Annotated in this window: 27 protein-coding genes; 26 read left to right on the top strand and 1 reads right to left on the bottom strand. The window is 34.3% G+C overall.

What is annotated here, in order from left to right; all coding sequences use genetic code 11:
* Nucleotides 1–29 precede the first annotated feature (29 nt).
* Nucleotides 30–1,280, bottom strand: a complete 1,251-nt coding sequence (locus B0M43_RS05550; RefSeq protein ID WP_078006550.1) for an NAD(P)/FAD-dependent oxidoreductase — start codon at nt 1,278–1,280, stop codon at nt 30–32.
* A 101-nt stretch (nt 1,281–1,381) separates the two neighbouring features.
* Between B0M43_RS05550 and hutH the strand changes: the two genes are divergently transcribed.
* The 26 genes from hutH (at nt 1,382) to B0M43_RS05415 (ending at nt 24,790) form a co-directional block, all read left to right on the top strand.
* The gene (hutH, locus tag B0M43_RS05545) at nt 1,382–2,902 is read left to right on the top strand and encodes a histidine ammonia-lyase (RefSeq protein WP_078006551.1); all 1,521 of its coding nucleotides are present in this window, start codon (nt 1,382–1,384) and stop codon (nt 2,900–2,902) included.
* 37 nt (nt 2,903–2,939) lie between these two features.
* Nucleotides 2,940–4,187, top strand: a complete 1,248-nt coding sequence (locus tag B0M43_RS05540; protein ID WP_078006552.1) for a WG repeat-containing protein — start codon at nt 2,940–2,942, stop codon at nt 4,185–4,187.
* Between the two features lie 78 nt (nt 4,188–4,265).
* Nucleotides 4,266–4,997 carry a 3-oxoacyl-ACP reductase FabG gene (gene fabG, locus B0M43_RS05535; RefSeq protein ID WP_078006553.1) on the top strand — a complete coding sequence of 244 codons (732 nt, stop codon included), beginning with the start codon at nt 4,266–4,268 and terminating at the stop codon, nt 4,995–4,997.
* A 172-nt stretch (nt 4,998–5,169) separates the two neighbouring features.
* Complete coding sequence (locus B0M43_RS05530; protein ID WP_065451715.1) at nt 5,170–6,405, top strand: beta-ketoacyl synthase; 1,236 nt, start codon at nt 5,170–5,172, stop codon at nt 6,403–6,405.
* Complete coding sequence (locus B0M43_RS05525) at nt 6,398–6,652, top strand: acyl carrier protein (protein WP_065451716.1); 255 nt, start codon at nt 6,398–6,400, stop codon at nt 6,650–6,652. Before B0M43_RS05530 ends, B0M43_RS05525 begins: the two co-directional genes overlap by 8 nt.
* Nucleotides 6,652–7,536 (top strand): lipid A biosynthesis acyltransferase, encoded by an 885-nt coding sequence (locus B0M43_RS05520; protein ID WP_078006554.1) that lies wholly within the window; start codon nt 6,652–6,654, stop codon nt 7,534–7,536. Before B0M43_RS05525 ends, B0M43_RS05520 begins: the two co-directional genes overlap by 1 nt.
* Nucleotides 7,537–7,915: 379 nt before the next feature.
* Nucleotides 7,916–9,556 (top strand): NAD(P)/FAD-dependent oxidoreductase, encoded by a 1,641-nt coding sequence (locus tag B0M43_RS05515; RefSeq protein WP_078006555.1) that lies wholly within the window; start codon nt 7,916–7,918, stop codon nt 9,554–9,556.
* 44 nt (nt 9,557–9,600) lie between these two features.
* Nucleotides 9,601–10,503: a hypothetical protein gene (locus tag B0M43_RS05510; RefSeq protein ID WP_078006556.1), complete on the top strand. Its 903-nt coding sequence runs from the start codon at nt 9,601–9,603 to the stop codon at nt 10,501–10,503.
* 16 nt (nt 10,504–10,519) lie between these two features.
* Nucleotides 10,520–11,653 carry a beta-ketoacyl-ACP synthase III gene (locus B0M43_RS05505; RefSeq protein ID WP_078006557.1) on the top strand — a complete coding sequence of 378 codons (1,134 nt, stop codon included), beginning with the start codon at nt 10,520–10,522 and terminating at the stop codon, nt 11,651–11,653.
* On the top strand, nt 11,653–12,084 hold the full coding sequence (locus tag B0M43_RS05500) for a hypothetical protein (RefSeq protein ID WP_078006558.1): 432 nt from the start codon (nt 11,653–11,655) through the stop codon (nt 12,082–12,084). The genes B0M43_RS05505 and B0M43_RS05500 overlap by 1 nt, the downstream gene beginning before the upstream one ends.
* 8 nt (nt 12,085–12,092) lie before the next feature.
* Nucleotides 12,093–12,551: an ABC transporter permease gene (locus B0M43_RS05495; protein WP_065452011.1), complete on the top strand. Its 459-nt coding sequence runs from the start codon at nt 12,093–12,095 to the stop codon at nt 12,549–12,551.
* Nucleotides 12,552–12,875: 324 nt separating this feature from the next.
* Nucleotides 12,876–13,280 carry a hypothetical protein gene (locus tag B0M43_RS05485; RefSeq protein ID WP_065451723.1) on the top strand — a complete coding sequence of 135 codons (405 nt, stop codon included), beginning with the start codon at nt 12,876–12,878 and terminating at the stop codon, nt 13,278–13,280.
* Nucleotides 13,280–14,278: a BtrH N-terminal domain-containing protein gene (locus tag B0M43_RS05480; protein WP_078006560.1), complete on the top strand. Its 999-nt coding sequence runs from the start codon at nt 13,280–13,282 to the stop codon at nt 14,276–14,278. Before B0M43_RS05485 ends, B0M43_RS05480 begins: the two co-directional genes overlap by 1 nt.
* A gap of 6 nt (nt 14,279–14,284) precedes the next feature.
* On the top strand, nt 14,285–15,037 hold the full coding sequence (locus B0M43_RS05475; RefSeq protein WP_078006561.1) for an ABC transporter ATP-binding protein: 753 nt from the start codon (nt 14,285–14,287) through the stop codon (nt 15,035–15,037).
* Nucleotides 15,027–16,316, top strand: coding sequence for an ABC transporter permease (locus B0M43_RS05470; protein WP_078006562.1), 1,290 nt, complete (start codon nt 15,027–15,029; stop codon nt 16,314–16,316). Before B0M43_RS05475 ends, B0M43_RS05470 begins: the two co-directional genes overlap by 11 nt.
* On the top strand, nt 16,291–16,740 hold the full coding sequence (locus B0M43_RS05465; protein ID WP_065451727.1) for a thioesterase family protein: 450 nt from the start codon (nt 16,291–16,293) through the stop codon (nt 16,738–16,740). Before B0M43_RS05470 ends, B0M43_RS05465 begins: the two co-directional genes overlap by 26 nt.
* Before the next feature lie 114 nt (nt 16,741–16,854).
* Nucleotides 16,855–17,997 carry a beta-ketoacyl synthase N-terminal-like domain-containing protein gene (locus B0M43_RS05460; RefSeq protein WP_078006976.1) on the top strand — a complete coding sequence of 381 codons (1,143 nt, stop codon included), beginning with the start codon at nt 16,855–16,857 and terminating at the stop codon, nt 17,995–17,997.
* A gap of 118 nt (nt 17,998–18,115) precedes the next feature.
* On the top strand, nt 18,116–18,799 hold the full coding sequence (locus B0M43_RS05455; RefSeq protein ID WP_078006563.1) for a hypothetical protein: 684 nt from the start codon (nt 18,116–18,118) through the stop codon (nt 18,797–18,799).
* A gap of 29 nt (nt 18,800–18,828) precedes the next feature.
* Nucleotides 18,829–19,359: a hypothetical protein gene (locus B0M43_RS05450; RefSeq protein ID WP_078006564.1), complete on the top strand. Its 531-nt coding sequence runs from the start codon at nt 18,829–18,831 to the stop codon at nt 19,357–19,359.
* A gap of 11 nt (nt 19,360–19,370) precedes the next feature.
* On the top strand, nt 19,371–19,988 hold the full coding sequence (locus tag B0M43_RS05445; RefSeq protein WP_078006565.1) for a 3-oxoacyl-ACP synthase: 618 nt from the start codon (nt 19,371–19,373) through the stop codon (nt 19,986–19,988).
* Between the two features lie 2 nt (nt 19,989–19,990).
* Nucleotides 19,991–20,248, top strand: a complete 258-nt coding sequence (locus tag B0M43_RS05440; protein ID WP_078006566.1) for a phosphopantetheine-binding protein — start codon at nt 19,991–19,993, stop codon at nt 20,246–20,248.
* Nucleotides 20,249–20,391: 143 nt separating this feature from the next.
* Complete coding sequence (locus B0M43_RS05435; protein WP_078006567.1) at nt 20,392–21,588, top strand: beta-ketoacyl synthase; 1,197 nt, start codon at nt 20,392–20,394, stop codon at nt 21,586–21,588.
* A gap of 1 nt (nt 21,589) precedes the next feature.
* A complete protein-coding gene (locus tag B0M43_RS05430) occupies nt 21,590–22,651 on the top strand; it encodes a beta-ketoacyl synthase N-terminal-like domain-containing protein (protein WP_078006568.1) in 1,062 nt (353 codons plus the stop codon).
* Nucleotides 22,648–23,433 carry a polysaccharide deacetylase family protein gene (locus B0M43_RS05425; RefSeq protein WP_078006569.1) on the top strand — a complete coding sequence of 262 codons (786 nt, stop codon included), beginning with the start codon at nt 22,648–22,650 and terminating at the stop codon, nt 23,431–23,433. The genes B0M43_RS05430 and B0M43_RS05425 overlap by 4 nt, the downstream gene beginning before the upstream one ends.
* A gap of 129 nt (nt 23,434–23,562) precedes the next feature.
* Nucleotides 23,563–24,189, top strand: coding sequence for an outer membrane lipoprotein carrier protein LolA (locus B0M43_RS05420; protein WP_078006570.1), 627 nt, complete (start codon nt 23,563–23,565; stop codon nt 24,187–24,189).
* Nucleotides 24,155–24,790 (top strand): hypothetical protein, encoded by a 636-nt coding sequence (locus B0M43_RS05415; RefSeq protein WP_078006571.1) that lies wholly within the window; start codon nt 24,155–24,157, stop codon nt 24,788–24,790. Before B0M43_RS05420 ends, B0M43_RS05415 begins: the two co-directional genes overlap by 35 nt.
* The last annotated feature ends 30 nt before the right edge of the window (nt 24,791–24,820 follow it).

Below are 24,820 nucleotides of genomic sequence, written 5' to 3'. Positions count from 1 at the left end.
CGATCTGAGACCTATAAAAAAAGCCCAGATTATTCAGGGCTTTGTTCTTTTTGCATATTGAGTAAATACGCCATGTTGGCTATCACATGATCGTGTTTTTTTACAAAAGGGTTTTCTTCATTCCAGACATACCCTGCCAAAACAGCACAGATTTTTTCTTTTACATCTGGATTTTCCGGCTGATGAAAAAATAAAGTCTGCAGGTTGCCGGTGTACCATTCTTTCACGTAAGTGGTAAAAACAGCAATCCCTTTTTTCATATATTCTGTAAATTCAACTTCCCAGTCTACTTCGATTCCCTGTGATTCTTTAAGATATAATTTTGCTGCCAGCATTCCGGATTCTGTCGCAAACGCAACTCCTGATGAAAAAACAGGATCTAAGAATTCAGAACTATTTCCTGTTAAGGCAAAACCATCTCCGTACATTCTTTTTACGGCTCTTGAATAATTTTCTAATTTAACTGGTTCGAATAAAAACTCCGTTCCTTTAAATCTTTTGATATAATAATCTGATTTTTGAATTGCATTGCGCAAAGCCTCGGCATTGTTTTTATTTTCAGATAGTGAATTGATAAAATCCGTTGGACCTACAACTCCTAAACTTGTATTGCCGTTCGAGAAAGGAATTACCCATAACCAAACTTCGGTTTCCAGAATATCAAATGAAATCTGAGTTCCCTCTTCGCCTTCGGTTCTGTTAATATCTTTTACGTGCGTAAATATCGAAGAGTGCGGATCTAGTTGTGATGGTCTATCAAGATCTAAAAGTCTTGGTAAAACACGTCCGTATCCGCTGGAATCGATGATGAAATTGGCATGAATCTCTTTTAGATTTCCGTCCTTATCTTTTACGATGGTTTTAGATTTTTTTCCTTCAAAAGAAACTTCCAATACTTCTGTTTCAAATTCAAGATCAATCCCTTTTCTAATCACTTCCTGCGCCATTGTATTGTCGAAATCAGCTCTTGGCACTTGCCAGGTCCAGTCCCAGCCTTCACCAAATTTTTTACTGAAATCAAAAACGCAAATTTCTTCTCCTCTTATAAAACGGGCACCTAATTTTTTCTCAAAATTCATTGCATTGAGACTTTCAAAAAGCTCAGCCTCTGCAAAATGATCCATTACTCGCGGTATAAGGCTTTCGCCAACGACCAGTCTTGGAAACTTTGTTTTTTCAACAACTTTTATCTTAACATTGTTTTTATGAAGATAAGATGCTGACACACATCCAGAAGGTCCCGCACCAATCACTAAAACATCTACAAACTCCTTTATCATATTAAAAATATTATCAATTATTAGCCTACATTTGCCATCATCAAAATAACTACATTTATTTTGATAAATAAAATTAAATTAGCACAATCAAAACCAGTTTAATGAACACAATTAATGAATATTTAAGTTTAGCAGAATTCGAATCCATTATTTTTGGAAATAACAAAGTTTCGATAAGCGATGCTGTTTTAAACCGAGTAAACGAAAGCTTCAATTTCCTGAAAGAATTTTCAGGGAACAAAGTAATATATGGCGTAAATACTGGTTTTGGACCAATGGCTCAATACCGTATCAAAGAGTCTGACCAAATTCAGCTGCAATACAATTTAATCAGAAGCCACTCTTCAGGAACAGGAAAACCTTTGAGCCCTGTTTGTGCAAAAGCAGCAATTTTAGCGCGTTTAAATACTTTATCATTAGGTAACTCCGGAGTTCATCCGTCAGTAATTCACTTAATGGCAGAATTAATCAACAGAGATATTACGCCTCTTATTTTTGAGCATGGTGGCGTTGGCGCGAGCGGAGATTTAGTACAATTATCACACTTGGCTTTGGTTTTAATTGGTGAAGGCGAAGTTTTTTATAAAGGAGACAGAAGACCAACTCCGGAAGTTTTCGAAATTGAAGGTTTAAAACCTATTCAGGTAGAAATTAGAGAAGGTCTGGCGTTAATCAACGGAACATCTGTAATGACCGGAATTGGAGTTGTCAATGTGCACCACGCCAATAAATTATTAGACTGGTCATTAAAAGCTTCTTGTGCGATCAACGAATTGGTTCAGGCGTATGACGATCATTTTTCTGAAGAATTAAACCAAACCAAACGTCATAAAGGACAACAGGAAGTGGCGGCGAGAATGAGACAAAATCTTTCTGACAGTACTTTGATCCGTAAAAGAGAAGACCATTTATATTCAGGAGAAAATACCGAGGAAATTTTCAAGGAAAAAGTTCAGGAATATTATTCATTAAGATGTGTTCCTCAAATTTTGGGTCCGGTTTTAGAAACAATAAATAATGTCGCTTCTATTTTAGAGGACGAATTTAACTCGGCAAACGACAATCCTATTATAGATGTAAAAAACAAACACGTTTATCACGGAGGAAATTTCCACGGCGATTATATTTCGCTTGAAATGGATAAACTGAAAATTGTAATTACCAAATTAACGATGTTGGCAGAACGTCAGTTGAATTATTTATTAAATTCAAAAATCAACGAAATTCTTCCTCCATTTGTCAACTTAGGAACATTAGGATTCAATTTCGGGATGCAGGGTGTTCAGTTTACGGCAACCTCAACAACTGCCGAAAGTCAAATGTTATCTAACCCAATGTACGTGCACAGTATCCCGAACAACAACGACAATCAGGATATTGTAAGTATGGGAACGAATGCGGCGGTTATTACCTCAAAAGTAATCGAAAATTCATTCGAAGTTTTAGCGATTGAACTAATTACAATTGTTCAGGCAATTGATTATTTAGTACAAAAAGATCAAATTTCATCGGTAACCAAAAAATGGTACGACGAGATTAGAAATATAATTCCTACATTTAAAGAAGATCAGGTGATGTATCCTTTTGTTCAAAAAGTAAAAGATTACCTGATCAACAGTTAAAACTTTATCTTACATTATTAATTGAACCTTAAAAATCATGAAAAAACCACTTATTTTTTTATTCGTATTATTTATTCAATTTGTTAATAGTCAGGAATTGGCTTTAGTTAAAAAGAACGGTAAAATTGGATACATTTCTAAAGATGGAAATTTTAAAATTGAACCTCAATACAAATCAGCAAAAAGCTTTTCTGAAGGTTTAGCCGCTGTTGAAGATAACGGAAAATGGGGATTCATTGATACTAAAGGAACATGGGTAATTCCGGCTACTTTTAAAGACACTAAAGAATTTAATAGCGGCATTGCAGTAGTACAAAAAGATAAGGATTGGGTTTATATTAATACAAAAGGTGAAGTTCAGACACCTCCGTCTACTGAAAAATTATTTGATTTTAATGACGGTGTTGCTTTTATAAGACAAGGAAAAAAAGTGGGATTAATCAATTCAAAAATGGCCGTTGTTCTAGAACCCAAATATGATCAGATCAAATCTTTCGAAAATGGTTATGCAAGAGTAGAAAACAATAAAAAATGGGGAATTATTACTACTTCAGGTAAAGAAGTAGTAGAACCCCTTTATGATGAAGTAGGGAATTATTTCAAAAACACAACCTGGGCAAGAAAGGACAAAACTTTTGGACTTGTAAGTTCCGGAAGCTTTATTGTGGTTGATGGCGCAGATAAAATCTGGGATTTTGAAATTCAGGATTTAACGTATGCCCGAAAAGGTGGTAAAATTGGTTTTATTGACATGAAAGGAAACTGGACTATCCTGCCTATTTATGATAAAGCAAAAGCATTCTCTAAAAATTTAGCTCCGGTTTGTATCGGATCTAAATGGGGATACATCAATCCTAAAGCTGAATTCGTTATTCCGCCATCATACAGTGATGCAGAAGTTTTTAGCTCAAACGGACTGGCTCCTGTAAAAGAAAAAAATTGGGGATTTATCAATGAATCAGGAAAATTGGTAATTCCAACTCAATACGGCATTACAGCAAACGGCTTCGTTATTGCTTTGTTTGTACAACAGGACAAAGGTTTTATTGATGGAATTGCAAGAGTAAAAAATGAAGGCAAATGGGGATTTCTTAGACCAGACGGAACTGTATTAAGCAACCAATGGTTTGAAAATGCTGAACTTTTTTCGAAATCAAAAGAAAGAAACAGCGTAAGTGAAGCTCCTGCTGAAAAATCTAAGGCAGAAACAAAACCGACAGCAAAGGCAGAAACGAAACCTGCTACAAAACCGACAGCGAAACCTGTAGCCAAAAAGAAAAAATAATAGCTAATAAAACAAGAATAGGGTATCGCGTGTAAAAAAGCGATACCCTATTTTGACCAATAAAAATAAATTCTGCATATGAAATGTGTATTAGTAACTGGCGGTTCACGAGGAATTGGAAGTGCTATTTGTAAAAAATTAGCCGTTGAATCTAGTTATCATATTCTGATAAATTATCATTCGAACAAAACTGCTGCCGAAGAAACACTTCAGGAAATACAAAAATTAGGAGCAACCGGAGAAATCTTAGGTTTTGATGTTTCTAATTATGAAGAAGTGCAAAAAACATTAACGCAATGGCAGGAACTAAATCCTGAAGCGATTGTAGAAGCAATTGTAAACAATGCCGGAATTACCAAAGACGGTCTTTTTATGTGGATGACTCCCGAAGACTGGAACGGAGTTGTAAACACAAGTTTGAACGGATTTTTTAATGTAACGCAATTTTTTATTCAAAAAATGTTGCGTAATAAATATGGCCGAATCGTAAATATGGTTTCGGTTTCGGGCGTAAAAGGAACGGCCGGACAAACCAATTATTCGGCTGCAAAAGGTGCAATTGTTGCGGCTACAAAAGCTCTGGCTCAAGAAGTTGCCAAAAGAAATATTACTGTAAATGCTGTAGCTCCGGGTTTTATAAGAACCGATATGACAAGCCAGCTCGACGAAAAAGAATTATTAAAACTAATTCCGGTAAATCGTTTTGGCGAAGCCGAAGAAGTAGCAGATTTGGTAAGCTTTTTGATTTCAAAAAAAGCAAGTTACATTACAGGAGAAATTATCAATATAAACGGAGGGATATATTCTTAATAGTTCTATGTTTGCGAGATTATTTTAAGTTTTTTTAAACTTCGAAAATTGCTCGCAAAGACGCAGAGTCGCAAAGTTTTATTAAAAAAAAACACAAAAAGAAGAACTTTGCGACTCTGCGCCTTTGCGAGATTCAAAAAATTACACTTTAAAAATATTACTTTAAAAGACGATGAATAAAAGAGTTGTAATTACTGGAATGGGAATTTATTCTTGTATCGGAACTTCTTTAGAGGAAGTAAAAGAATCTTTATACAACGGAAAATCGGGTATTCAGTTTGATCCTGAAAGAAAAGAATTTGGTTTTCAATCAGCCCTTACGGGAGTGGTTCCAAAAGCTGATCTGAAAAATTTATTGACCCGAAGACAACGTATGAGCATTGGTGAAGAAACCGAGTATGCTTATATGGCTACAATCGAAGCATTGAGAAATGCTAATATTGATGATGATTTTTTTGACAATCGCGAAGTAGGTATTATGTACGGAAATGATAGTGTTTCAAAAGCTATTATCGAAGCTACAGATATTGTCCGTGAGAAAAAAGATACCGCATTGATAGGTTCCGGAGCCATTTTTAAATCGATGAATTCTACGGTAACGATGAATTTATCTACAATTTTCAAACTGCGCGGCATCAATCTTACCATAAGTGCAGCCTGCGCAAGTGGATCACATTCTATAGGTTTGGCTTATTTTTTAATAAAAAGCGGATTTCAGGATATTATTATTACCGGAGGAGCTCAGGAAATCAACAAATTTGCCATGAGCAGTTTTGATGGTTTAGGTGTTTTTTCGAACAGAGAAAATGAACCTGAAAAAGCTTCCCGCCCTTTTGATGCCGATCGCGACGGATTAATTCCTAGTGGCGGCGGTGCAACTTTAATTCTCGAAAGTTACGAATCTGCAATAGCTCGTGGCGCTAATATTATCGCCGAAGTTGTCGGTTACGGATTTTCATCAAACGGAGGACACATCTCGACTCCCAATGTCGAAGGTCCATCTATAGCCATGCAACGAGCGCTTGACGACGCCCAATTGAAAGCAACTGATATTGATTATATAAATGCCCATGCAACCTCAACACCTGTTGGAGACGGTAATGAAGCCAAAGCCATCTTTGAAGTTTTTGGCGAGAAAAACCCGTATGTAAGTTCGACAAAATCAATGACAGGACATGAATGCTGGATGGCCGGAGCGAGCGAAGTAATTTATTCCATCTTAATGATGCAGCACGATTTCATTGCTCCAAACATCAATTTAGACAATCCTGATGAAGATGCTGCCAAATTAAATTTGGTCAAAACTACTTTAAACAAAAAATTTGACATATTTTTGTCCAATTCCTTCGGGTTCGGAGGAACCAACTCTGCGTTGGTGGTTAAAAAGTTTAAATTAAACGATGAATAAAGAAGAGATTATAGCAAAAATAAATGGTTTTTTAGTTGAGGAATTTGAAGTAGATAATGATGATATTGAACCAGATGCTAATTTAAAAGATACACTTGGGTTAGATAGTTTGGACTATGTTGATTTAGTTGTTTCAATTGAAGCCAACTTTGGTGTAAAACTGGTTGAAGTTGATTTCGTTGGAATTGATTCTTTCCAAAGTTTTTATGATCTTATCGAAAACAAATTAAAAGCCAAAACTGCTTAATGAGCAAATGGGATGGCAAATCAAAAGGAACTGTTTTAGGATATAAAATATTCGTTTTTCTTATAAAAAAAGCGGGTATTAAAGCTGCTTATGTTTTACTTTATTTTGTCGCTTCTTACTATTTTTTATTTCTAAAGAAAAGTAACAAAGCCATTTCTTATTATTTTAAAGAAAGACTTGGGTATTCCTGGTTAAAATCTAAAAAAATGGTTTTCAAAAGTTATTACACTTTTGGACAGACCATTATTGATAAAATTTCCATTTCGGCAGGAATGCGAAATAAATTCACCTATGAATTTGACGGAATTGAAACGCTGAAAAATCTTTTGGCAGAAAAAAAAGGAGGCGTATTAATCAGTGCACATATTGGAAATTTTGAAATTGCCGAACATTTTTTAGGCGATATCGACATCGATTTTCAAATTAATCTGGTTACGACAGATCTCGAACATTCTGCTATTAAGAATTATCTGGAAAGCGTTACCCAAAAACCTACCGTTAAGTTTATTATTATCAGAGAAGATTTGTCTCATATTTTTGAGATCAATGCAGCACTTTCTAAAAACGAATTGGTTTGTTTTACCGGCGATCGTTATTTTGAAGGTACTAAATCACTTTCTGAAAAAATACTTGGTCAGGAAGCCAACTTTCCCGCAGGTCCTTTTTTAATTGCTTCAAGATTAAAAGTTCCTGTAGTATTTGTGTATGTCATGAAAGAGCCCAACCTGCATTATCACTTGTATGCACGTGAAGCTGTAGTAAAACATCGTGACGAAAAAGGATTATTGAAAGCGTATATTGAAAGCCTGGAATCTATGCTGGCAAAATATCCTTTGCAATGGTTTAATTACTTTGATTTTTGGAATCAATTGAAAAACAATTAAGGGGGAATTTAACCGCAAAGTCTACAAAGTTTTTATCTAATGCTATGTTTAGAAATGCAAAGTTCGCAAAGCTAAATCAATACAAAGCTTTGCGAACTTTGTTTTTTTTATGAAACCCTATGTGTATAAAAACCTTTGCTCCCGATAGCTATCGGGATTGCGGTTAAAATTAAAGCCACAGATTAAAATGATTTTGTTTCACGCAGATTTGGCAGATTAAAGCAAATTTAATTTTAGATTTTTATTAAATTAATCTGCGCTTATCAGCTGAAATCTTTTTAAATCTGCGTGAAAAAATAATTCGTGAATTCGTGGCAAAAAGTAAAAATCATTTAATTAAATGTCGTTCTTTTATACTTTACAATTCTTAAAGTAAAATATGCAGGAATTTGACACAATTATCATTGGTTCAGGAGTCGGAGGATTATCTACGGCGATATGTCTTGCAAGAGCCGGACAAAAAGTTTTAGTACTCGAGCAACATTATGTTCCCGGTGGCTGGAGTCATAGTTTTACCTTAAAAGGACAGCGTTTTAGTCCGGGCGTGCATTATGTAGGCCAGCTTGAAGAAGGACAATCTGCCAACGAATTATATCGCGGTTTAGGAATTGCAAATGATATGGTTTTCTTTAGAATGAACAAAAACGCTTACGAACATTGTTTGATTGGCGATGAAACTTTCGATTTGCCCGCAGGAGCCGAAAATCTCAAGAAAACACTTTCTAATCATTTTCCGCACGAAGAAAAAAACATCAACGAATATCTTTCATTAGTACAAAAAGTGAGTTACGAATTGCAACTGATTCCAACACTCAAAGGTTTCTGGCAAAATATTACCGTTCCGTTTCGCACCAAACATTTTGGCAAATTTGCGCTCTTTCCTTTAAAAAAAGTAATTGGCTGGCATGTAAAAGATCCCAAGTTAAAAGCCGTCCTTAACATTCAGTGCGGAGATCACGGGCTTCCGCCAAGTCGGGCTTGTTTTCCTGTACATTGTTCTGTAATGAGTCACTATTTTGATGGTGGATTTTATCCCATGGGCGGAGGCGGAGGCATCGTAAAAGCCATGACAAACGGTGTAAAAAGACATAACGGAGAAATCCGCGTAAAACAAAACGTTCGCAAAATCATTATCGAAAATAAAAAAGCAATAGGCGTTCAACTTGAAAATGGTGAAGAAATATTTGCCAGGAACATTGTTTCGAATGCCGATCCATCTATTACTTATCTCAATTTAATTGATAAAGAACATCTCAGTAAATCACTTCTTAAGAAATTAGAGAAGACAAAATATTCCGTTACTTCTTTGATTTTATTCCTGACGCTTGACATTGATGTTACTTTATATAATATCGATTCGGGAAATTTCTGGATGATGAAAGATGAAAATGACGATGCTAATTTTGAAGATTTAATGAGCAGCAATATTGATTCAGGAGATTCATTTCCCTCAGTCTTTATAAGTTGTACAACGCTTAAAGATCCGGCAAGTTTTAATGGACGTTATCATAATTTTGAAATTGTAACCTACGTTAATTACGATCACTTAAAAGATTTTAATGGTTTAGAGGATTATCACAACGAAGAATACAAAATTTTCAAAGAAAAAATCGTCAATAAACTGATGAACAATCTCGAAAAAATAATCCCAAATGCGAAGCAACATATCATTCAGGCCGAATTAGGAACTCCAAAAACCAATGAATTTTACATCAATTCGACAAAAGGAAATGTTTACGGAACCGAAAAAACATTAAATCAGGTTGGTCCTTTCTCATATAAAAACAAAACCGAAATAGAAAACCTGTTTCTTTGTGGTGCTTGTACCCTGTCTCACGGTGTTGCGGGAGCGACTTATTCCGGTCTTGCGGCAGCGGCTGCAATTTTGGGCTGTACTTCTGATGATTTATTAATTGAAGACGAAAACCAAAAAATAAGAATCTACGATGCCGAAGATTCTACTACATGGCCAGATTGGGTTCATACAAAGCGATCCGATAAAATACGGAAATTCGTTTAAAAAAAATACTTATTTTTGCGCAACCACCTAAGCCATTAACCCAAATGAAAAATGTTCTTGTTATTTATTATTCACAATCTGGACAATTAGGAGAAATTGCACGAAATATTGCAAAACCTTTTCTTAATTCAGAAGAAATAAATGTAAAGTTTCACGAAATACAATTAGAAAAACCTTTCCCCTTTCCTTGGGATAAAGATTCTTTTTTTGATGCTTTCCCGGAATCTTTCCTTCAAATTCCAACTGAATTAAAACCCGTTGCAGAAGATATTTTAAATACAAAATTCGATTTGGTATTGTTTCATTATCAGGTTTGGTATTTATCGCCATCGATTCCTATCAATTCATTTTTGAAAAGTCATGATGCCAAAAAAATACTCAACAATACACCTGTTGTTACCATAAGCGGTTCACGAAATATGTGGATTATGGCGCAGGAAAAAATCAAAACTTTACTAAAAGAAGCCAATGCGCAATTGGTAGGAAATGTAGCATTGGTAGATCGCGTTGGAAATTTAATCAGTGTAATTACGATTGTAGAATGGATGTTCTCCGGAGTGAAGAAAAAATATCTTGGGATCTTTCCTTTACCTGGAGTTTCAGATAAAGATATTCAGGAGTCAGATAAATTTGGAGAAGTTATTGTTTCGGCATTAAACCAAAATAATTTTGAAGATTTACAGCCAAAATTGCTCGCAATTGGTGCCGTAAAAATCAGTCCGTATCTGGTAACTGTAGACAAAACCGCGAATAAAATTTTCGATAAATGGTCGAATTTGATTTATAAACATCAAAAAAACAGAAAACAGCTTCTTAAAGTATTTAATGTTTATTTATTCCTCGCAATATGGTTAATCTCACCAATAGTCTATATATTGCACCTTATTACCTACCCTTTTAAGTTAAAAACTATAAAAAAAGAAACTCGATATTATCAAGGAGTTTAGAAGACGAAATTAGATTATGTTTGAAGTATATATTACAAAGGCCGCAAAGTATTTGCCAAATGAAGCTGTTTCTAATGATGAAATGGAAGAATATTTAGGACTCATCAATGATGCCGCTTCTAAAGCAAGACGCATTATTTTGCGCAATAATAAAATTACAAGTCGTTATTACGCCATAGATAAAACAGGGAAAAGCACGCATAACAATGCCGAATTAACCCGAAATGCCGTTGTACAATTATTTGATGAAAACTTTACAGCTCAGGATCTTGAAGTACTTTCATGCGGAACCTCAACACCTGATGTTTTCCTGCCTTCGCATGCTGCAATGGTCCACGGATTATTAAAAAATAAATCGGTAGAATTAAATTCTTCAACTGGTGTTTGTTGCGCCGGAATGAATTCATTAAAATTTGGTTTTCTGTCGATAAGATCGGGAAATTCAAAAAATGCCATTTGCACAGGATCAGAAAAAGTGTCATCATGGTTAAATGCTCAAATGTACAATCATGAAGCAGCAAACCTAAAAAGCCTTGAAGAGCAACCTATTATCGCTTTCAAAAAAGATTTTCTACGTTGGATGTTGTCTGACGGAGCAGGAGCTTTTTTATTAGAAAATAAACCAAGAGGGCCAATTTCTCTAAAAATCGAATGGATGGAAGCTTTTTCGTATGCCTACGAATTAGAAACCTGCATGTACGCCGGCGGAGATAAATTAGAAAATGGCGAAATTAAATCATGGAGCGATTATCCTCCGGAACAATGGTTAAACGAATCGGTTTTTGCCATTAAACAAGATGTAAAATTATTGGATGAATTTATACTTGCTAAAGGAGCGGAAAGTATGAGCGATGCCATGTCTAAAAATAATATTGGTGCAGACCAGGTCGATTATTTTATTCCTCACGTTTCTTCTAACTTTTTTGTCGAAGGTTTAAAGAAAGGATTAACGGAAAAAGGAATCGGAATGGCGGATGAAAAATGGTTCATGAATCTTTCAAGAGTGGGTAATGTAGGTTCTGCCTCTATTTATCTGGCTTTGGAAGAATTAATGAATTCAGGAAATTTAAAAACAGGAGATCGTATTCTTCTGTCTGTTCCTGAAAGTGGAAGATTCTCGTTTGCTTATGCTTATTTAACCGTTTGCTAATGGAGACGACATTACTTTTAGCAAAAGAAGCTGTCGAAAATTTACTGCCGCAAAAGTTTCCTTTTGTGATGGTCGATAAAATGTACTCGTATACCGAAACCTCCTTAATTGCCGGTTTAGAAATAAAAAACGACAACATATTTTTTGATAACGATACTTTTCTTGAAGCAGGTTTAATCGAACATATGGCGCAATCTGTGGCTTTGCATACAGGTTATCAATTTTTCTTGAAAAACGAAACAGCGCCAACAGGATATATTGGTTCTATTAAGGAAATTGAGATTAAAAAGTTGCCAAAAATTAATGATACGATTCAATCTACGATAACTATTTTGCAGGAATTTGCAGGAATTACTTTGGTAGATGTTGTAACATATTTGAATAATGAAGAAATTGCTAACGGACAAATGAAAACTGTTTTAGCGAAATGATAGCAGCAATGAAAACCGGAGTTGATATACAAAATTACTTACCACACCGAGCACCAATGCTTATGGTGGATTTAATTTTGGATATAGATGCCAACTTCGTAGAAACCACCTTTCTGATAAAAGAGGATAATGTTTTTATCGATAATAACGTTTTTATCGAAGCGGGCTTAATCGAAAACACCGCACAAACCTGTTCGTCTATTGTAGGCAAAAAGTATTTTTTTGACGAAGACGGTACCGAAAATGAAAACGTAAATGTATTGGGTTTTATCAGTGCGATAAAAAACCTTAAAATACATTTGCTGCCAAAAGTGGGTGATACCATTATTACCAAAGCAACTTTGGTTTCAAAATTTGAAGGCGACGATTATACATTGTGTACCATGCGCTGCGCAAGTATATGGGGACATAAATTACTTTTAGAATGCGAAATTAATTTGTTCATTCAGAAGATAGTTTCAGTGTAAATGAATACTAAGAAGATCATTTTACACCTATTAATCCGGATTGGGATTTTAGTTCTTATGGTTGGATCTGTTTTTTTATTTTGGTATCTTACCGTTGATCGTCATTCACATTGCCATGGAAATGACCACAAACATTTTGATACTGGTTTAGGATTCTTTATTATGGAATTTATGGCAGTCCTGTTTTTTTATTTTGGACTTGTAATAGAAATGATTTATTTATTTGTGAAAGAAAAACAAAATTTAGGCTTCGCAAATCTGGGGTTTTTAATAATTAGTTTATGTATCGCGTTAGCTTTATATATCTAATAAATTAATAATGAAATGGAAAAAGAAAAAGTACCACAAGATAAAAGCAACTTAACAAAAAACAACGTTAAAGAACTTTTGTACGCAACCGATGAAAACGGAGATTATACTACAACTCTAAGTACCGGCTGGGAACCCAAAACTATCGCACTTTCGAATTCTATTGATGAAATAAACGAGCGAATCGCCGAAGCAAAAATGCAAGTCGAAATTGGCGAAGTAAGCCCTATTGTTTACTATATGGAAGTCAATAAAATGGATCTTACTATTTTATCCAGTTATGTTGGAATATGGAAATGGCGTGTAAAAAGGCATTTTAAACCTACCGTTTTTGCTAAATTAAGCGATTCCATTTTAAAGAAATATGCCGATGCTTTTGAAATTTCAATAGCAGAATTAAAAAATATTAAAAAAGACTAATGCAAATCAATTTCACACATCATCAATCTGCTCATTGTGAGAACGGAGTAGCTTCGAATTTGTTAAAAAACAACGGACTGAACATCAGCGAACCGATGGTTTTTGGTATTGGCTCTGGACTTTTTTTCGTGTATTTGCCTTTTATAAAAGTAAATCACGCGCCTGCAATTAGCTATAGAACTTTGCCGGGACAAATTTTTAATAAACTGGCCAATCGTTTAAATTTAAAAATAAAAAGACAAAAATTTTCTTCTCCCGCAAATGCAAATAAAGCTTTGGATGAAAATTTAAAAAATAACATTCCAACCGGATTACAAGTTGGCGTATATCATTTGAGTTATTTTCCTGATGAATACCGCTTTCATTTCAACGCACACAATTTAGTCGTTTACGGAAAAACCGAAACCGATTATTTGGTCAGCGATCCTGTGATGGAAACCGTTACGACTTTAACGCATGACGAATTAGACAAAGTGCGTTTTGCCAAAGGTGCTTTTGCTCCAAGAGGACAAATGTATTACCCGATTCAGATCCCGAAAGAAGTTGATTTAAAAAGTGCCATCATCAAAGGAATCAAAAATACCTGTCGCGATATGTTGGCACCAATGCCTATTATTGGTGTACGCGGAATAAAATTCGTATCGAAACAAATCCGTAAATGGCCTGTAAAACACGGCACCAAAAAAGCCAATCATTACCTGGCACAAATGGTTCGTATGCAGGAAGAAATAGGAACAGGCGGCGGAGGTTTTCGTTTTATATATGCCGCTTTTTTACAAGAAGCTTCGGTTATTTTAGGAAATGAAGAATTGAAAGTACTTTCGAAAGAAATGACCTTGATTGGAGATTCATGGCGTGATTTTGCTGTTGAAGCTTCCAGAATTTACAAAAACCGAAGTGCCAAAGAAGATGCTTACAACGCCATTGCCGATGAACTTTTGAGCATCGCCAACAGAGAAGAAATCTTTTTCAAAAAACTAAAAAAAGCCATTAGCTAATATATTTTGCAACCAATTATAAAAATAGAATCCCTTTCGAAAAAGTACAAAGATGCAGACCAGTATTCTTTGAACAACGTTTCGCTGGATATCAACGAAGGACAGATTTTTGGTTTATTGGGCCCGAATGGTGCCGGGAAAACCACTTTAATCTCCATGCTTTGCGGATTGATCAAACCAACCTCAGGACATTTTACGATTGATGATCTGAACTACACAAATCATTCATCCAAAATCAAAAAAATTATTGGCGTTGTTCCGCAAGAATATGCTTTATATCCCACTTTGACCGCGAGAGAAAATCTACATTATTTTGGAAGTATGTACGGTTTAAAAGGCGCTTACTTAAAAGACAAAGTAGTTGAAACTTTGGATCTTTTGGGTTTACTAAAATTCGCCGACAAACGTATCGAAACTTTTTCGGGCGGAATGAAACGAAGAGTCAATTTGATTGCCGGAATTCTGCACAAACCTAAAGTTTTGTTTCTGGACGAACCAACCGTTGGTGTTGATGTTCAGTCTAAAAATGCCATTATCGATTACTTAAAAGTTTTAAACCAAAACGGAACTACGATTATATATACGTCGCATCATTTAGCTGAAGCCGAAGATTTTTGTACCAATATCGCCATTCTAGACCGAGGCAGAATTTATGCGCAGGGAACGCCGTCAAGTTTAATTGATGCTACAACTGAAGCACGCAATCTCGAAGAAGTTTTTATTTCATTAACCGGTAAAGATTTTAGAGATGGTCAATAAAATTTGGATGTCGGTCGTAAAAGAATTTCTCCTGCTTAAACGCGATTTAGGCGGATTGATTATTTTGTTTATCATGCCATTGGTTTTGGTAATCACGGTAACTTTAATTCAGGACAGTACTTTTAAAACCATTAGCGATAATAAAATTCCGATTTTATTGGTCGATAAAGACAACGGTTCTGTATCAAAAACTGTTTTTGACAATCTTGAAAAAAGCAATTTATTTAGCGTTATCACGCAAATCGACAACAAACCCATTACTGAAGAAGTTGCTAAAGAAGCTGTTTATAAAGGAAAATTTCAGTTGGCAATCGTGATTCCGAAAGATTTAAGCGTTGATTTACAAGCCAAAATCGATCAGAATGTTCAGAACATTATTAGTAAAATGGGCTTAACCGAAACCGATAGTACTGCACAGACTGAAAAACCCAAAGTAATAAAGGAAAAAGAAGTGAAATTGTATTTTGATCCTGCGGTTCAGATGAGTTTCAAAAATGCCGTAATGAGTTCGATTGACAAAATGATTTCTCAAATCGAAAGCAAATCTATTTACACCACTTTCGAAAATCAATTAGGAGAAGGAACTACAGAATTTGAGCAAAAAAGTTTCATTACTTTCAAAGAAATAATCCCGAAAATAAACAACAAAGAAGTCCGTCCCAACTCGGTACAACACAACGTTCCGGCCTGGACACTTTTTGCGATATTTTTTATCGTGATTCCGTTGTCTATTAATATAGTAAAAGAAAAATCGCAAGGAACATTCGTTCGGTTATTAACCAATCCGGTTTCTAATTTAGTGGTGATTATTGGTAAAACCATTACTTATTCAGCCATTTGTATGATTCAGTTTTATATGATGGTTGCCGTGGCAGTGTTTTTATTTCCTCATATTGGTTTGCCTTCCTTAAACATCGAAGGGCATTTATTTTTAATGAGTGTCGTGGCTTTATTTTCAGGTTTTGCCGCCATAGGTTTCGGAATTTTATTAGGAACCGTAGCCAACACACAAGAACAATCGGCTCCTTTTGGCGCAACAAGTGTCCTTATTCTCGCTGCCGTTGGCGGTGTTTGGGTGCCTGTTTTTGCTATGCCAACGATCATGCAATATATCGCAAAATCGTCACCTATGAACTGGGGACTAGAAGCTTTTTACGATGTGTTATTACGCAACGTTTCTTTCCTCGAAATCATCCCAAAAATAAGTTTGTTATTTTTGTTCTTTATTATCACAACATCCATTGCCTTATTTTATGACAAAAAGAAAAGAACAGTATAACGAAGCCACTGAACTAACCGTTTCTCACGAAATCAGAATTCGTTTTAACGAAACTGATCCGCTTGGAATCGTTTGGCACGGAAACTATATCACCTATTTTGAAGATGGACGAGAAGCGTTTGGCCGCCAGCACGGACTTACCTATTTGGACATTGGCAATACAGGATACACCACCCCAATTGTAAAATCGAAATGTGAGCATAAATTGTCTTTACGCTACGGCGATGTCGTTACCATAGAAACAACAGTTGTTGATACTCCCGCTGCCAAAATGATTTACCGTTTTAGAATTATAGATGCAAAAGGCGAAGTGGCCTGCACCGGAGAAACCGTTCAGGTTTTTCTAGATGGCGACGGAAATTTAATGTTGACGAATCCTCCTTTCTATGAAGAATGGAAACGAAAAGTAGGGTTATTAAAATAAAAGACAAACACGAATTACACTAATTTTCACGAATTAAAAATTAATAAAAATCCGCGTTAATCCGTTTAATCTGTACAATCTGTGGCCGATTTACTGGCCAGAAAAAAAGATAAAATGATAAGAGAAGTATATATCAACGAAACGAATTGTATTACGCCTTTAGGTTTTGATGTTGCATCAAACATTGAAGCAATTGTTCGTGGCGATTCCGGTATTCAATTGCATCAGGATATTGCCTTAATGCCAATTCCGTTTTATGCTTCGATTATTAGTAATGAAAAAATAAAAAGTGCTTTTGAAAAAATAAGTACTGACACAAAATTTTCTCGTTTAGAGAAAATGATGATTTTGGCTTTAGAGCCAATTATCAAAAAATCAGGAATTGAATTAAATTCGAAAACGGCTTTTATACTTTCTACTACAAAAGGAAATGTTACGGCATTAAAAAATGATTCAGAGGAAAGTTTCAATAGTGCACATTTAGATGTTTTAGCAAAAAATGTTGCTGATTTCTTCGGATTCAAAACTCAGCCAATTGTCGTTTCAAACGCTTGTGTTTCCGGAATTTTAGCCGTTTCAGTTGCTAAAAGAATGATTCAGTCTGAGTTGTATGACAATGTATTTGTTGTAGCCGGAGATGAAGTTTCTGAATTTATTTTGTCCGGTTTTAATTCATTTCAGGCAATGAGCGATTTGCCTTGTAAACCGTATTCTAAAAACAGAACCGGCGTAAGTTTAGGCGAAGCAACGGCTGCTGTTTTAATTTCGGCGAATCCGGCAACCGCAAAAATAAAAGTGATTGGAGACAGTTCGATAAACGATGCCAACCATATTTCGGGTCCTTCAAGAACGGGTGAAGGTTTGTTTAGAAGTATTCAGAATGCTTTGAAAGAAGCTCAGATTGAAGTGGACAAAATCGATTATATTTCAGCTCACGGAACAGCAACTCCATTCAACGACGAAATGGAAGCCATTGCATTGAATCGTTTGGGTTTACAAAACGTTCCTATAAATAGTTTAAAAGGTTTTTACGGTCACACCTTAGGCGCTTCGGGATTATTAGAAACGGTAATTGGAATTGAATCCGTAAATCAAAATATACTTTTTGAATCGAAAGGTTTTGATGAAATTGGCGTAAGCGAATCTATAAATGTTATTGAGAAAAATCAAGAGGCTACTATTGAGTATTTTTTGAAGACGGCTTCTGGATTTGGAGGTTGTAATACAGCTGTGGTTTTTGAAAAAATGAAACACTAATTACACGAATTTTCACGAATTAAAATAAAATTTGAACTGTTCGGGAATTCCGAACAGTTCAAATGAAAAATCCAACCTGTAAGTAAATTTTACAAGTTCAATATTGTTGAAGTAATAAATGAAATTATCAAAATTCATAATTATAGTTGTTGTTGTTCTTTCTTTTTTTGGATGTAAAGAGGAGAAAATAGACGAACTACAATTTGAAAAAGATGTCTTAAATAATGTCTTTGTCGAAATTGTAGATTCTATTTATATGGATCGAAGAGTTATACTTCCTCCACCAACGCCAAGAATTGATTTTAAATCTAATAAAGAAGATACTATTGGATTTCATAAAGAATTAAAGGAATATTGGCGTAACCGAGACAGCATCAAAAATGATAAAACAAGGATTTTAATCGGTGTGTATGATGATGTAACAAAAATTAGCCCTCAAGAAAATGAGATGATTATTAGAGAAATTGATATTTCCGGATATAACTATGATATTTCAAAAGAAACAGACGAATACAAATTTGATTTAAAAGCTTTTGAAAACAATAAAAAGTTTAATTTTCAAAACACATCAAAATATCCTCATGAAAAAAATTGGGATTTAAATGATGTAAGTAATGTACTATTTCCTGTTGGAACGATTTCGGTATCAAGAATTCAATTTAATAAAACAAAAACATCAGGAATTTTAGCTGCTGGCGCTTCTTGTGGCGGTGGAAGATGTGGCAGAGGATTTATAATCATAATTGAAAACAAATCAGGAAAATGGAAAATTGAGAAAATTATTCATACTTGGGTTTCTTAAATTGAATCTTCAGAAAAAACAGATTTAAAATGCGAAGTTTAAAAAACCTAAATGTTAAAAAAAGCATAGAACAGAATAAATTAGTTTATTCTGAAAGCTGGCTAGATAAATTTGGTTCATACATTTTTTATTTATTTTGTTTATCTGGTTTTATTACGCCTTTTTTAATTTTTTATGATCCTTATCGTGATCATTCAAAAACAGGATTTGAATATTATTTGGTTTTTATTTTAAGCATTTTTTTTGTGTATTCTTTTTATAGAAAAGCAACCGAAAAAAGACTTATAAAAATTGTAAGTAAATACGATGCTAAAGAAAACAACTTATTAATTAATGAATATTGTGAAAAAAAAGGCTTTGAAAAGTATAAGAATTCAAACAATGTTATAATTTACAACACAGAAATGGCGTTGAATTTTAATCCAAATTATAAAATAAGTAGAATTTTTCTTTTAAAAGGAAACTCTATTTATTTTACTATAATAAGAGAAAACAAATTAAATACACCTGTCCTTTTTTCACAAATTAGTTTAAAGAGAGATATTGAAAATCTCTGTTAAAACATTTACAAATGACTCGAAACAAAACCTATATACAATCCTACATCACCATCCAAAACAACGAAATTGTTTTGAACGGAACCTCTGTATTCAAAATTGAATCAACCGATTTTGGTGATTTTTCTAAACAAGCGTACCGCAACTTTGACATTCAATATCCAAAGTTTTTCAAAATGGATGCTTTGAGCAAACTGGCTTTTTTAGGATCAGAATTGCTTTTGAGTCCGATAACTTCAACGGAAAAAGAAAACAATATCGCTTTGGTTTTGGCCAATAAATCATCAAGTTTAGATACAGATGTTAAGTATCAGGAATCTATTTCGGATAAAGAAAATTACTTTCCGAGTCCGGCGGTTTTTGTTTATACGCTGCCCAATATTTGTTTAGGCGAAATAAGTATCCGTCATCAGCTTAAAAGTGAGAATTCTTTCTTTATATTTGATGCTTTCAATACTGAATTTCTGTTTAACTATTCAGAGATTCTGTTAAACACAAGTAAAGCTGATACAGTTCTTTGTGGCTGGGTAGAATTTTTTAATGACAATTACAAAGCCTTTCTTTGCACCATTAGTAAAGAAGAAAACGAAAAATATAAAAACGAAAATATCAATACATTATATAATAAATAATCATGGAAGCATTAAAAGAAGAATTAAAAAATAAAATCATTACGACTCTTAATCTTGAAGATATCACAATCGCAGATATTGCTGATAACGATCCTTTGTTTGGAGACGGTTTAGGTTTAGACTCGATTGATGCGCTTGAATTGATCGTGATTTTAGATAAAGATTACGGAATTAAATTGGTAGACCCAAAAGAAGGAAAAACCATTTTTCAGTCGATCGAAACTATGGCAGCTTATATTAGCGCGAACAGAACAAAATAATTTTAGATTTTAGACTTCAGATTTTAGATTCCAATAGGAAACCTAAAATCTAACATGTTTTAAAATCCGTCAACTTTGTCAAAGTTTGAAACTTTGACAAAGTTCTAAGAATCTACAATCTAAAATCATAAATCTAAAATTAGATGAAAGGTGTTGCAATAACCGGAATGGGAATTATCTCTTCGATTGGAAATTCAGTCGGGGAAAATTATATTTCACTGATCGAAAATAAAATTGGCATTTCGCGTATCACTAATATTTCGACAGTTCATGCGGATGTTATTAAGGTGGGCGAAATCAAAAAAACCAATGAAGAGTTGATTGCTGAATTGGGATTAGACAGCGATAATAACTTTTCGAGAACGGCAATGATTGGTACTTTGGCAGCAAAACAAGCTGTTGAAAATGCCGGAATTACTTCGATAAACGAATTCAGAACCGGACTTATTTCGGCTACAAGTGTGGGCGGAATGGACATGACTGAAAGACATTATTACGATTATTTCAAACATCCTGAACTGGTTAAATATATTGCTTGTCATGATGGCGGCGATGTTGCAGAGAAAATTGCCGAAGAACTAGGTTTAAAAGGCATCGTTACCACTATTAGTACCGCTTGTTCATCTGCCGCAAACGCAATTATGCTGGGTGCAAGATTGATAAAAACCGGAAAATTAGATCGCGTAATTGTAGGCGGAGCCGATGGTTTGGCAAAATTTACGATTAACGGATTTAAGACTTTGATGATTTTATCAGACGATTTCAATAAACCTTTCGACAACGAACGAAAAGGATTAAACCTTGGTGAAGCCGCCGCTTATTTGGTGCTAGAATCAGATGAAGTTGTGGCGAAACAAAACAAAAAAGTTCTGGCAAGAGTTTCAGGTTACGGAAATGCAAACGACGCTTTTCATCAAACGGCTTCTTCAGAAAATGGAGATGGTGCTTATTTGGCGATGAAAAAAGCCTTTGAAGTTTCGGGTTTAAAACCTTCTGAAATTGATTATATCAACGTACACGGAACAGCAACTCCCAACAACGATTTGTCTGAAGGAAGAGCCATAAAAAGAATTTATCAGGACGAAAAAATTCCGGATTTTAGTTCTACAAAACCTTTTACCGGACATACTTTGGCGGCAGCTGCTGCGATTGAAGCGGTTTATAGTGTTTTGGCAATTCAGAATAATGTGGTTTATCCGAATTTGAATTTCGAAAATCAGATGGAAGAATTTGATTTGACGCCACAGACTACTTTAAAAAATAAAACTATCGAACACGTTTTATCCAACTCTTTTGGTTTTGGAGGAAATTGTTCCACTCTTATATTTTCAAAAAGCTAAAATGAAAAAAACATATATAAATGGAGTAGGCTGTATTTCGACTCAAAAAACATTTGATACTGTTTTTTTAGAAGAAGCTATTGTCAATCATGACGAAAATGTACTGGCAATCGTTCCGCCGGTTTATAAAGACTACATTTCGCCTGCCGCCAGCAGAAGAATGGCAAAAGGTGTGAAAAACGGAATCGTTGCTTCGGCCTTAGCAATGAAAGATGCCAATGTCGAAAAAGTGGATGCCATCATTACCGGAACCGGTTTAGGATGTATCGAAGATTCTGAGAAATTCCTGAAAAGTATTCTGGATAATAACGAAGAATTCTTAACACCAACTTCTTTTATTCAATCGACTCATAATACTGTTGGTGCGCAAATCGCTTTGTTGCAGCAATGTAAAGGCTATAATTTTACGTATGTAAATGGTGCTGTTTCTTTTGAGTCGGCTCTTTTAGATGCTAAAATGCAAATTGAAGAAGAGGAAGCACAATCTGTTTTAGTGGGCGGAGTCGATGAAAATGGCGAATATACAACCGCACTTTTTAAATTATCCGGACGTATAAAACCGGACAATCAACAACCTTATAACCTTTTAGATTCTGATACCAGCGGAGCAGTTTATGGCGAAGGAGCGAGTTTTTTTGTTTTAGAAAATGAAAGAAAAGACACGACGTATGCTGAAGTTCTGGATATTGCAATTGTAAATACGCTGGAAGAAAATGAAATTGAAGCCGAAATTAAATCTTATCTGAAATCGAATAATTTAGAGATTTCAGACATTGATGCTTTAGTTTTAGGTTTTGACGGAAATGTAGATTTCGAAAATTATTATAGAAATCTTACCGAAAATGCTTTCGCAGAAACGCCTGTTTTGTATTACAAACATTTGTGTGGAGAATATGATACAGCTTCGGCTTTTGCTTTTTGGATGGCAGCAAAAATTATTAAAACGCAGGAAATTCCTGAAATCATAAAAGTAAATTCGGTTGAAAAACCAGTTTACAATACCATTTTATTGTACAATCAATTAAACGGAAAAAACCACAGTTTTACGTTAATCACAAAATGATAACGCACAAAAACATATCACTATTTTTTGTCTTTTTATTGCTTTTATTATTTCTTCTGAATTTTTATACGGCAATAAACATATGGTGGTTTGTTGTGGTTATTTTAATTTGGTTGGGAATAAATGCTATTGGTTCTGCCCGAATTTCATCTAATTATCACGTAAAAGCGTTCTGCAATAATTCGTTAGAAACCGAAAAAAAAATCGCCATTACGTTTGATGACGGACCTGGTATTTTTACTTTACAAGTTTTAGAACTTTTGAAAAAATACGATGTAAAAGCGACTTTCTTTTGCATCGGAAAAAATATTGAAACGCATCCTGAAATTCTCAAACAAATTATTGCTGACGGACATTTGGTGGGAAATCATTCGTACTCTCATTCTAAATTTTTTGATTTTTATAATGCTAGAAAGATTCAGGCAGAAATTGAGAAAACTGATCTTCTTTTAGAAAAATACACATTCAAAAAAATAAACTTTTTTCGTCCGCCTTACGGAGTTACAACGCCTTCGATCAGAAGAGCTTTAGAAAAAACCGGACATAAAGTAATTGGCTGGAACATTCGTTCGCTTGACGGCGGAACAAAAAATAAGGAATTGATTTTCAATCGCATTATAAAACGTGTTTCTCCCGGCGGAATTGTACTTTTGCACGACACGGCATCACACTCGGTTTTAGTATTGGAACAGTTTTTGCAATTTTTAAAGCAAAACAATTATAAAGTGATTTCGACCGAAGAACTTTTGAATCTTAAAGCTTATAATATGGAACGCGGATAACGCAGATTCGCTAAAGCGAAAACGCAGATGAAAACGGATTTTATTCAATTTAATAATAATCCGTGTTAATCATTTATCCCGATAGCTATCGGGAGTGGCAAAAAATTTTAAGCACAATTTTTACAAAATATGAAAACTAAAATAGCTCTACTTATTCTATTTATTTCAGGCAATTTGTTTGCTCAGGAACAAAAAATGACTGCTGCAGAAATTGCTTCTTTTAAAGAAGATGTAAATGTAGTTTCTAAAAAAATCAAAACCTTAAGTACTGATTTTGTACAATACAAACATCTAGATTTTTTATCGAAAGACATTGAAACTTCGGGTAAAATGATTTTTAAAGAACCTAGTCTTTTACAATGGCAATATAAAAAGCCATACAATTATAGTATTGTTTTTAAAAACGGAAAAATCCTGATTAACGACGAAGGAAAGAAAAGCGCGGTTGATATTGGAAACAGCAAAATCTTTGGCCGCATCAATAAATTAATCGTGGGCAGCGTAAGCGGAAATATGTTTGACGACAAAGAATTTACGATTTCGTACTTTAAAGTAAAAGGTCAGAATCTGGTGAAATTTGTTCCGAAAGATGCTACGCTGAAAAAATACATCAAGCAAATCGAACTGACTTTTGATAAAGAAGAAGCAACCGTTGTTCAGGTAAAACTATTAGAATCCTCTGAAGATTATACCCGAATTGTACTTAAAAATAAAGTGATCAATGCAAAAATCGACGATTCAGTTTTTACTAATTAATTGCTTTCTGGCAATTATTTTAGTTTCGTGTGGCTCGGTCACCAAAAATTATACGCCTAAAAAATTAGACAAAACGTCTTATGAAGTTCCCTATTTTTCAGATTCAAAAACCGATTATGTTTACAAAACAAACATCACGGTTTACGGAAATGAAATCAGCGGAATTTTTATTGCCAAAAAAATAAATGATACGACGCACAGAATTGTTTTTACAACTGAATTCGGAAACAAATTATTAGATTTCGAAATTTCTGATAACAGTTTCAAAGTCAATTCGATTGTTTCAGAATTAGATCGAAAAATACTCATCAATACTTTAAAAGAAGATTTTAGATTATTGCTCAAAAAAGAATATCTGATTCAGGAACAATTTGAAAATGACTCGGATAATATTTATAAATCGAAAGATGGAAAACGCGACAATTATCTTTTCATATCAAAAAAAGATCATCGATTAGAGAAAGTCGTTCATTCATCCCAAACAAAAGAAAAATTTACGCTGACATTTACTTCAGAAAACAATATTTTTGCCGAAAAGATTCAGATTATTCATCAGAATATTAAATTGAAAATTGAACTGAATTATTTTAAATCAGAATAAAAAATTTAAACTATTCATAAACTTTAAATC

This window comes from Flavobacterium sp. KBS0721 (assembly GCF_002007065.3).
Taxonomy (GTDB): Bacteria; Bacteroidota; Bacteroidia; order Flavobacteriales; family Flavobacteriaceae; genus Flavobacterium; species Flavobacterium piscis.
Note: the sequence above shows the minus strand (reverse complement) of the source record. Positions and strands in the feature narration are given on the sequence as shown.